This is a genomic window from Okeania sp. SIO3B5 (assembly GCF_010692555.1).
GTDB lineage: Bacteria > Cyanobacteriota > Cyanobacteriia > Cyanobacteriales > Microcoleaceae > Okeania.
This window is the reverse complement of the sequence record NZ_JAAHHG010000506.1, coordinates 1-7,205: the sequence shown is the minus strand read 5'-3', so window position 1 is coordinate 7,205 and position 7,205 is coordinate 1. Positions and strand designations below refer to the sequence as shown.

Sequence of the window (7,205 nt, the reverse complement as noted above, 5' to 3'; positions counted from 1 at the left end):
TTATTGTGGCGATGCACAAGGATATTGAGGAGCAAAAATATGTTTGGAAAAGTGGAGTTATTCTCAAGAAAAATAAAGCCAGAGCAGAAATAATTGAATATTACGGTAAGAGAGAAATAAAAATTAGGATTTATGGGCAACAAAAACGGGATTTAATCACTATTGTGAGTCACGAATTGGATAAAATTCATGGTTCATACAATAATCGACTCAAATATAATAAATTAATTCCTTGTAATTGTAAAACTTGTAATAATAGTCAGAATCCTCACTTCTACAAATTTGATAAATTAAAAGAACGGCTTAATAATGGCAAAATGACAATTGAATGCGGTAATCCGCCCTATTATGAAGTTAATATCCAAAGTTTAATTGATGATGCAATAGACAAAGATAGGAGTAGGAATTTTGTACAGCCTAAAGATTCTACAAACTATACAATAAATAATTATACTGATTCAGTAATAAATATTAATGATAATGATGTTATTGGCAGTCAAACTATAGCTGAAAAATTTGTCAATGACCAAAGCAGGAAGATTGAAAATAAAAATGGAAATGTTGTGGGAAATGTATTGGGTTATAAAAGTAAGATTGCAGCAAAAGTAACAGCAAATTCTCCTCAATCAAAAGTATCTCCTCAGCGAAAAAGAAAAGTAACAGCAAATTCTCCTCAGCCAAAAGTATCTCCTCAGCGAAAAAGAAAAGTAACAGCAAATTCTTCTCAACCAAAAGTATCTCCTCAGCGAAAAAGAAAAGTAACAGCAAATTCTTCTCAACCAAAAATATCCCCTCAGCGAAAAAGAAAAGTAACAGCAAATTCTTCTCAACCAAAAATATCCCCTCAGCCAAAAAGAGAGGAAACTAAAAAATTTGGATTTTTAGATTTCTTGACTTGGATGCAGAATGGGCAAATTATTTTCATCTTAATCTCTTCTATTATTGGTATTATTTTGCTGATTATTTATCCTAAGTTATATCCAGATGGATTACCAGAATTGGTAAAGCCAATTCAAGAGCTAATTCCAACTCCACAAACAGAAAATAAATCCGGTGAGTGACATTTTTCAAGAATTAAGAATTTAGAATTAAGAATTTAGAATTACCTCTTCTTATAAATAAGAGGATTGGATCAAAGGATTTTTTTTTCTTCTCTTGGTCGATTGGATATGGCGAGGAGACCCGCTCTTGACAGAGCCGCTCCGCTTTATATGTTGCAGAGCAAAACGCCATCCCACCCTTCGGGAAGCTGCGCTAACGACCACTTTTTTCTCCATGAATGGAGAGGCTTTATACCAGAATTTTTCGGTAAATTACAGTATTTTTGTTAGCAATAATACCCAAAAATTACTGTCTATTCATTAATGGATAATTGATAATTACCTCTGGTTAAAACCGAGAGGATTGAACATAAGGAATATTGTCTTTTTTCCCCTTAAAAGGGGAGGCTTTAAACCAGAATTATTTAATTATTAATTATTAATTATTTCGGTAAGTAGAAAACTTATTATAGGGCGTGACCGATCTAATTTAAAAACATTGACACATAAAGACAAGTGCCTTTTTGGAGTCGAATTGCAGTGCGCCTGTTTCAGTCTAAAACACTCAAAAAGTTAGTATTTTAGGCTCATAGTTGGGCAGAAAAATCATTCTGACAATTGTTACCGAATAATTAAGGTTTAAAGCCTCTCTTTTAAAGAAGAAACAAGAAAAAATTTTCCTTTGAGTCAATCAATTCCGTCTTCACTATCGAAGTAATAATTAATTAGGGCTTGCTGAAAAAGTCTTTTTAAGGAGTAGGGGAGCGGGGGAGTAGGGAAGTAGAGGAGTAGGGGAGAATTTTTTTGCCCAACTATGCGCTAAAAATGCTAACTTTTTGACCATGAAGAGCTGAAAACCATATACTTTTTCAATACCTAAAAAGGCTAAAACCTTTATCTGGTAATTATTTGAAATTTAATCAGCAAACCCTAATTATTAATTATTAATTATTAATTATTAATTGCTGAATAATACGTTCTGCCTGAGAACCATAACCACCACCGAATAAATTAAAATGATTCAGAATATGATACAAGTTATAAAGAGTTTTACGTTGTTGATAACCATCATCTAAAGGCCAGGCTTGATTATAACCACGATAAAAAGCACTGGGAAAACTACCAAATAATTCAGTCATAGCAATATCAACTTCGCGATCGCCCCAATAAGTGGCCGGGTCAAAAATTACTGGTTCCCCATCTACAGTTACTCCAGCATTTCCTCCCCACAAGTCACCGTGAACCAGAGAAGGTTGTGGTTGATGACCTGCCAATAATTCTGGGATAATTTTTAGTAGGCGATCGCTCTGACGAAAAGTGCCACCCCGACGTTTTGCTAATTTGAGCTGATAACCAATACGGTTTTCTGCCCAAAATTCTGCCCAATCTGCATTCCAAGTATTAATCTGGGGTGTGGAACCGATAGTATTATTGATGTCCCAACCAAATTCACTTTTACCCTGATAGTGATGTAAAGCTGCTAAATTACGTCCCATCTCTTCCCAAGATTTATCCTCACCGCGACCACCTAAATCTAGCCATTCCAAGACTATATAAGAATTATTTCCCTCTGTTCCAGAGCATAAGGGTTTCGGAACACAAATAGTCTGAGTTTCCGACATTTGCTTTAACCCCAAAGCTTCTGCTTCAAACATTGCTATCTGCGAAGCTTGATTAAGTTTGACAAAATAGTTGCGACTGCCATTAGTTAGTTTATAACCACTGTTGATGCAACCTCCTCCAACTGAAGAATGGTTAGTAACTTCAAAATTTTCTGCCGTTACTTGAGTGATATGTTCAGCAATTTTTTTCCACATATATTCCTATATTTAACAATTTAAGGACTTACGCAATCACTATATATACGGTCATTAACTCCTACAAATGGTGTATAACTTCATCTTTTTCGTAAGTCGTGAAGTAGTAAATTTTTTACAGCATATTTCAGATAAATGATCTACAAGTTTGAATGATAAAATTGTTTGCAAGCATCTTGCCCACGATAGGTGTACCTGATAGTAACAGGAAGTGCTGTATATTTTTTAGAAATTCAAAGTTTAGATGAGACTTTTTGTAGACCAATTTATTTATACTACCACTTTTTACCTAAGTTCCACTATGAGTCTTTAAACAACTCTTTAACTTCACCTTAATAAACTTTTTTTCCGGAAGGAAAAACAATAAATTTTATAGCACAAATTTTTTTCCAAAAATCTAGTTATTGAATCGTAATTTCTGTTATAATTTAAAGCTAAATTAACATTTATTTAGAAACTAATAATTAAAGTTATGATGCGTAATAAATCTATTACTGCTTTTTTTTTAATAGGATCGCTGATGCTTGGTGGCTGTAGTCCTTCACAATTGAAACTATTCACTCTTACCTTAAATGCAGTTTCAGCCGTTTTAGTAGTTACTATAAATGCTAAACAAGTTGAGGCTGCCTATCTAAACGTAGAAAGAAAAAAGTTGGAGATTGAAGCTATTCAGGAAAATGGTCAGAAAATAAAGGAGGTTAAAATTCTTAGTGACAAAGAAGTTAAAGAAATTCAGAAGACAGGAAAATTAAAGGTAAAATTAAGTAATGGAGAAGAGATTGTGATTAATGTTGAGAGTATAACTCCTATTCCTCAAACTTCCCCAGAGGTTGTGACTAATGTTGAGAGTATAATTCCCATTCCTCAAACTTCCCCAGAACAAGGTATCAGAGACTACTACAGCAATATCAATGATTACAAGTATGAAAGTGGCTGGAATTCTTTATCTCCTGATCTTCAAAAAAATGCCAAACTCCACCCTCAAGGATATGAATCTTATACAGGTTGGTGGATTAAAGTTGCAAAAGTTGAGGTACTAGAAACTGATTTAGTATCAAAAGATGAGTATAATTCTACGGTGGATACTAGATTACGATACTTTATGTCGAGTTCTGCTAGAGAAGTAGAGCAAACTCTTCGTTTGAATTTGATTTGGGATAGAAATTCTAATCGTTGGTTAATTAACAATGCTAAACTTTTGTAAACAGAATAGGCAATGGGAAGTAGTTTTACTTAGGCTTGGGATCAATTTAAAAAAATCATTACTAATTTTTTTGAGTAGTTGAATAGTCAGGGGCGTTTTGTGAACAAAGTTTATAGAAACTATTTCCCATCTAAATCAAAGATTTAGATGGGATAAATGAATAGTGGAAAAACTTTCCCTATACCTCTGACGAACTCAAAACTTTCAACAAAACTTCTGCCATTTCTTTACATCCCACCTGTTTCATTCCTTCGGACATAATATCCCCAGTCCGATAACCCAAATCTAATACTTGCAACACCGCTTGTTCAATTTTATCTGCTGCTGCAGGTTGCTCTAGAGCATAACGTAACATCATTGCCACACTCAGTACTTGTGCCAGAGGGTTCGCCTTATCCTGACCCGCAATATCTGGAGCAGAACCATGAACTGGTTCAAATACTCCGGGCCCGGAAGCACCGAGACTCGCCGAAGGTAACATCCCAATACTTCCTGTCAACATCGCAGCAGCATCAGAGAGAATATCGCCAAATAAATTTCCCGTGACAATAGTATCAAATTGTTTTGGCCAACGAACAAGCTGCATGGCAGCATTATCTACATATAGATGGGATAACTCCACATCTGGAAATTCCGAGGACATTTGAGTAATGCGATCGCGCCAAAACTGAGACACTTCCAAAACATTCGCTTTATCTACCGAACACAACTTACCGCCACGTTTTTGAGCTGTCTCAAATCCCACTTTAGCAATACGGTCAATTTCTGACTCAGTATAGGCCATCGTATTAACACCCCGTTTTTCTCCTGTTTCTGTCTCAAATACACCCTTGGGCGTGCCAAAATATACTCCACCTGTTAATTCTCGTACCACCATAATATCCACTCCTTCCACAATTTCTCGTTTGAGGCTAGAAGCATCTATTAATTGGGGCAAAATTTTTGCTGGCCGTAAATTAGCAAATAATCCTAATCCAGCCCGTAGTCCTAATAATCCAGTTTCTGGCCGTTGATGGCGTGGTAAATTATCCCACTTGTAACCGCCGATCGCTGCTAAGAGTACGGCATCACTATTACGACATTTTTCGAGAGTTTCTTTTGGTAGGGGTTCTCCCGTAGCATCGATGGCAACTCCACCGATAGGAGCTTCTTGAAATTCAAAGTTAAGATTAAATTGGTTACCAATGACTTTTAGGACATCTACCGCCACTGTCATAATTTCAGGGCCAATGCCGTCACCAGGGAGTAGAGTAATGCGGTAGTTCATCATGTTCTATGTTTTAATTTTCTATGAGTGAGTTTGTGATTGAGCTCAATATTAACTATATAGTAATTTTTATTAGGGATAAAATAGAAATATTTGGTTTTTAAGGAACAGAAAATTAGAATAATAAGTCTTCTTAACAAAGGTTGATAAATGGTGGATTACAATTTGAGTAGAAATTCCCATATTTCTATAAATTAGTTTTTTATCAAGATTATATGATGTTATTTTTCGGGCATATCTAGTAATTAATTTTTATTAATTTGGTTTCCATTTATAGTGAGATTATTTGAAAATTATTATATATTTTTGCTGTAATAATTTTTTACCGAAAAATTATGGTTGAAAGCCTCCTCTTTTAAGAGGATAAAAAGCGGTCGTTTGCGGAGCAGTCCGTTAGGATGGGATGGATGGGTTTCCTAACCATATCCAATCGACCAAGAGAAGAAAAATTTTCCTTTGAGTCAGTCCTCTTCTTTTAAAGGAGAAGTAATTCTAAATTCTTAATTCTTAATTCTAAATTCTTGAATATCTAGTGTTTGTGTTTTCAAATGATTCGTAAAGTTATAGGGCATTGAAAGACTTGCTAAATATGGATATTGAGTTTACATCTCAAATCAAAATGCTATATCTGAAATCTAAGTTCAGTTCAAGACTACAAATTTTATTTTCAGTGATGAATCTCACTTAAATTAGACAGAGTATAATATAAAATATCCAGTCAAATTTAATTAATTTAAAATGAATAAACCATTATTTCTGCTGAATAAATTGATGATAATTCTGGCACTGCCTATTATTTTAGTTAGCCTGGTTGGTTTTAATAATAAAACTCAGGCTCAAACTGAAGAAAAGCGTGCTGCTTGTGTCTTAGTTGATTTTGATGGTCGAATTAGGGCTTCAGGACCTTGCGACGTTAAAATAACTAAAAGTAATACTGGTGTAGAATTTGATATTGAATGGGATGGTTCTATAAGAACTCTGTTCTCTATGAGAGAATTTCCTACTGATGGAACTTATAGCGTAGAAATTAGCAATGGAGGAAGAGCTAGTATGAAAGTTGAGAAAGAAGGTTCAGTATTTATTTTGAGAAGCAGCAGTGGTTTTAGAGGCAGAGTAATATTCCCATAAACATAGCAATTAGACAAAATAAATTGATTAGGTATCAGCAAAATTTCTCTAGGCTTAAGTTTTTATTTATTTTATTATTTATCTACTAATCTTGAAGTATTATCTTGTGATTAACAATGAATATTAAGCTACAATTTTCAACTATCATCTCTCTAATTTTCCTTTTTTTCTTGGGTGTAAAAATTTTCTCTACTAATACATCCCATGCTGCATATAAATCACAAATATCAAATCAAATTTTAACTGAACAAAATGATAAATTTTTATTAGCTGCTGCTGGTAGTTGTGAAGTATCAATGCCAAGTTCTTCTACAAATGAACGTCTTGTTCTTAATGTCCGAGAAGTACCTAATGGTAATATTATTGGTACAGTTGATGATGGAGATACAGTAGAGTTAGAAACTGCCGATGGTATCGAAGGCTTGTTTTGGGTAAAGATTATTAAGCCAGTTACAGGATATGTTTGGACAGAATATTTGACAAATTGTAATTGAAGAAGTTAGCGGGAGCTGTTTGCACAGCATGACAAACGGAAAGGGAAAATTACTTATCAAAATAATTGGGTCGCGCAACCCTTCCTTTTAAGGCGAAATGTTTTTGGAGGGTTGCTCAAATCCCCGTTACCGAAAAATTGGGTTTAAAGCCTCGCCCATAAGCTGGCGACTTTTTATTTGCAAGTAAATTGAATATATGCTACAGTATTAAAAGTTGCCGGGGGGCACTCGGAAACTCTAAACGGACGTGGAGGC

5 protein-coding genes and 1 pseudogene are annotated in these 7,205 nt (G+C 34.6%); 4 read left to right on the top strand and 2 right to left on the bottom strand.

Annotated elements, in window-relative coordinates; translation table 11 throughout:
• Positions 1–1,061: pseudogene (locus F6K54_RS36780) on the top strand (hypothetical protein); the annotation flags it as partial.
• A 923-nt stretch (positions 1,062–1,984) separates the two neighbouring features.
• Here the strand turns inward: F6K54_RS36780 and F6K54_RS36775 are convergent.
• The gene (locus F6K54_RS36775) at positions 1,985–2,857 is read right to left on the bottom strand and encodes a fructosamine kinase family protein (protein WP_293088861.1); all 873 of its coding nucleotides are present in this window, start codon (positions 2,855–2,857) and stop codon (positions 1,985–1,987) included.
• Between the two features lie 472 nt (positions 2,858–3,329).
• Here F6K54_RS36775 and F6K54_RS36770 point away from each other — a divergent pair, with 472 nt between their 5' ends.
• Positions 3,330–4,061 carry a hypothetical protein gene (locus tag F6K54_RS36770; protein ID WP_293088859.1) on the top strand — a complete coding sequence of 244 codons (732 nt, stop codon included), beginning with the start codon at positions 3,330–3,332 and terminating at the stop codon, positions 4,059–4,061.
• A 178-nt stretch (positions 4,062–4,239) separates the two neighbouring features.
• Here the strand turns inward: F6K54_RS36770 and leuB are convergent, their stop codons facing one another.
• Positions 4,240–5,331, bottom strand: a complete 1,092-nt coding sequence (gene leuB / locus F6K54_RS36765; protein WP_293088857.1) for a 3-isopropylmalate dehydrogenase — start codon at positions 5,329–5,331, stop codon at positions 4,240–4,242.
• Positions 5,332–6,066: 735 nt separating this feature from the next.
• Between leuB and F6K54_RS36760 the strand changes: the two genes are divergently transcribed.
• Together F6K54_RS36760 and F6K54_RS36755 are read left to right on the top strand one after the other, a co-directional pair.
• Entirely contained in the window at positions 6,067–6,456 is a 390-nt protein-coding gene (locus F6K54_RS36760) for a hypothetical protein (protein ID WP_293088855.1), read from the top strand.
• Between the two features lie 116 nt (positions 6,457–6,572).
• Complete coding sequence (locus tag F6K54_RS36755) at positions 6,573–6,950, top strand: SH3 domain-containing protein (protein ID WP_293088853.1); 378 nt, start codon at positions 6,573–6,575, stop codon at positions 6,948–6,950.
• Positions 6,951–7,205: the final 255 nt, after the last annotated feature.

What these genes read in the sequence shown, in the direction of transcription:
- F6K54_RS36775 (WP_293088861.1), bottom strand. Translation starts at nt 2,857, where the DNA reads ATGTGGAAAAAAATTGCTGAACATATCACTCAAGTAACGGCAGAAAAT.
- F6K54_RS36770 (WP_293088859.1), top strand. Translation starts at nt 3,330, where the DNA reads ATGATGCGTAATAAATCTATTACTGCTTTTTTTTTAATAGGATCGCTG.
- leuB (WP_293088857.1), bottom strand. Translation starts at nt 5,331, where the DNA reads ATGATGAACTACCGCATTACTCTACTCCCTGGTGACGGCATTGGCCCT.
- F6K54_RS36760 (WP_293088855.1), top strand. Translation starts at nt 6,067, where the DNA reads ATGAATAAACCATTATTTCTGCTGAATAAATTGATGATAATTCTGGCA.
- F6K54_RS36755 (WP_293088853.1), top strand. Translation starts at nt 6,573, where the DNA reads ATGAATATTAAGCTACAATTTTCAACTATCATCTCTCTAATTTTCCTT.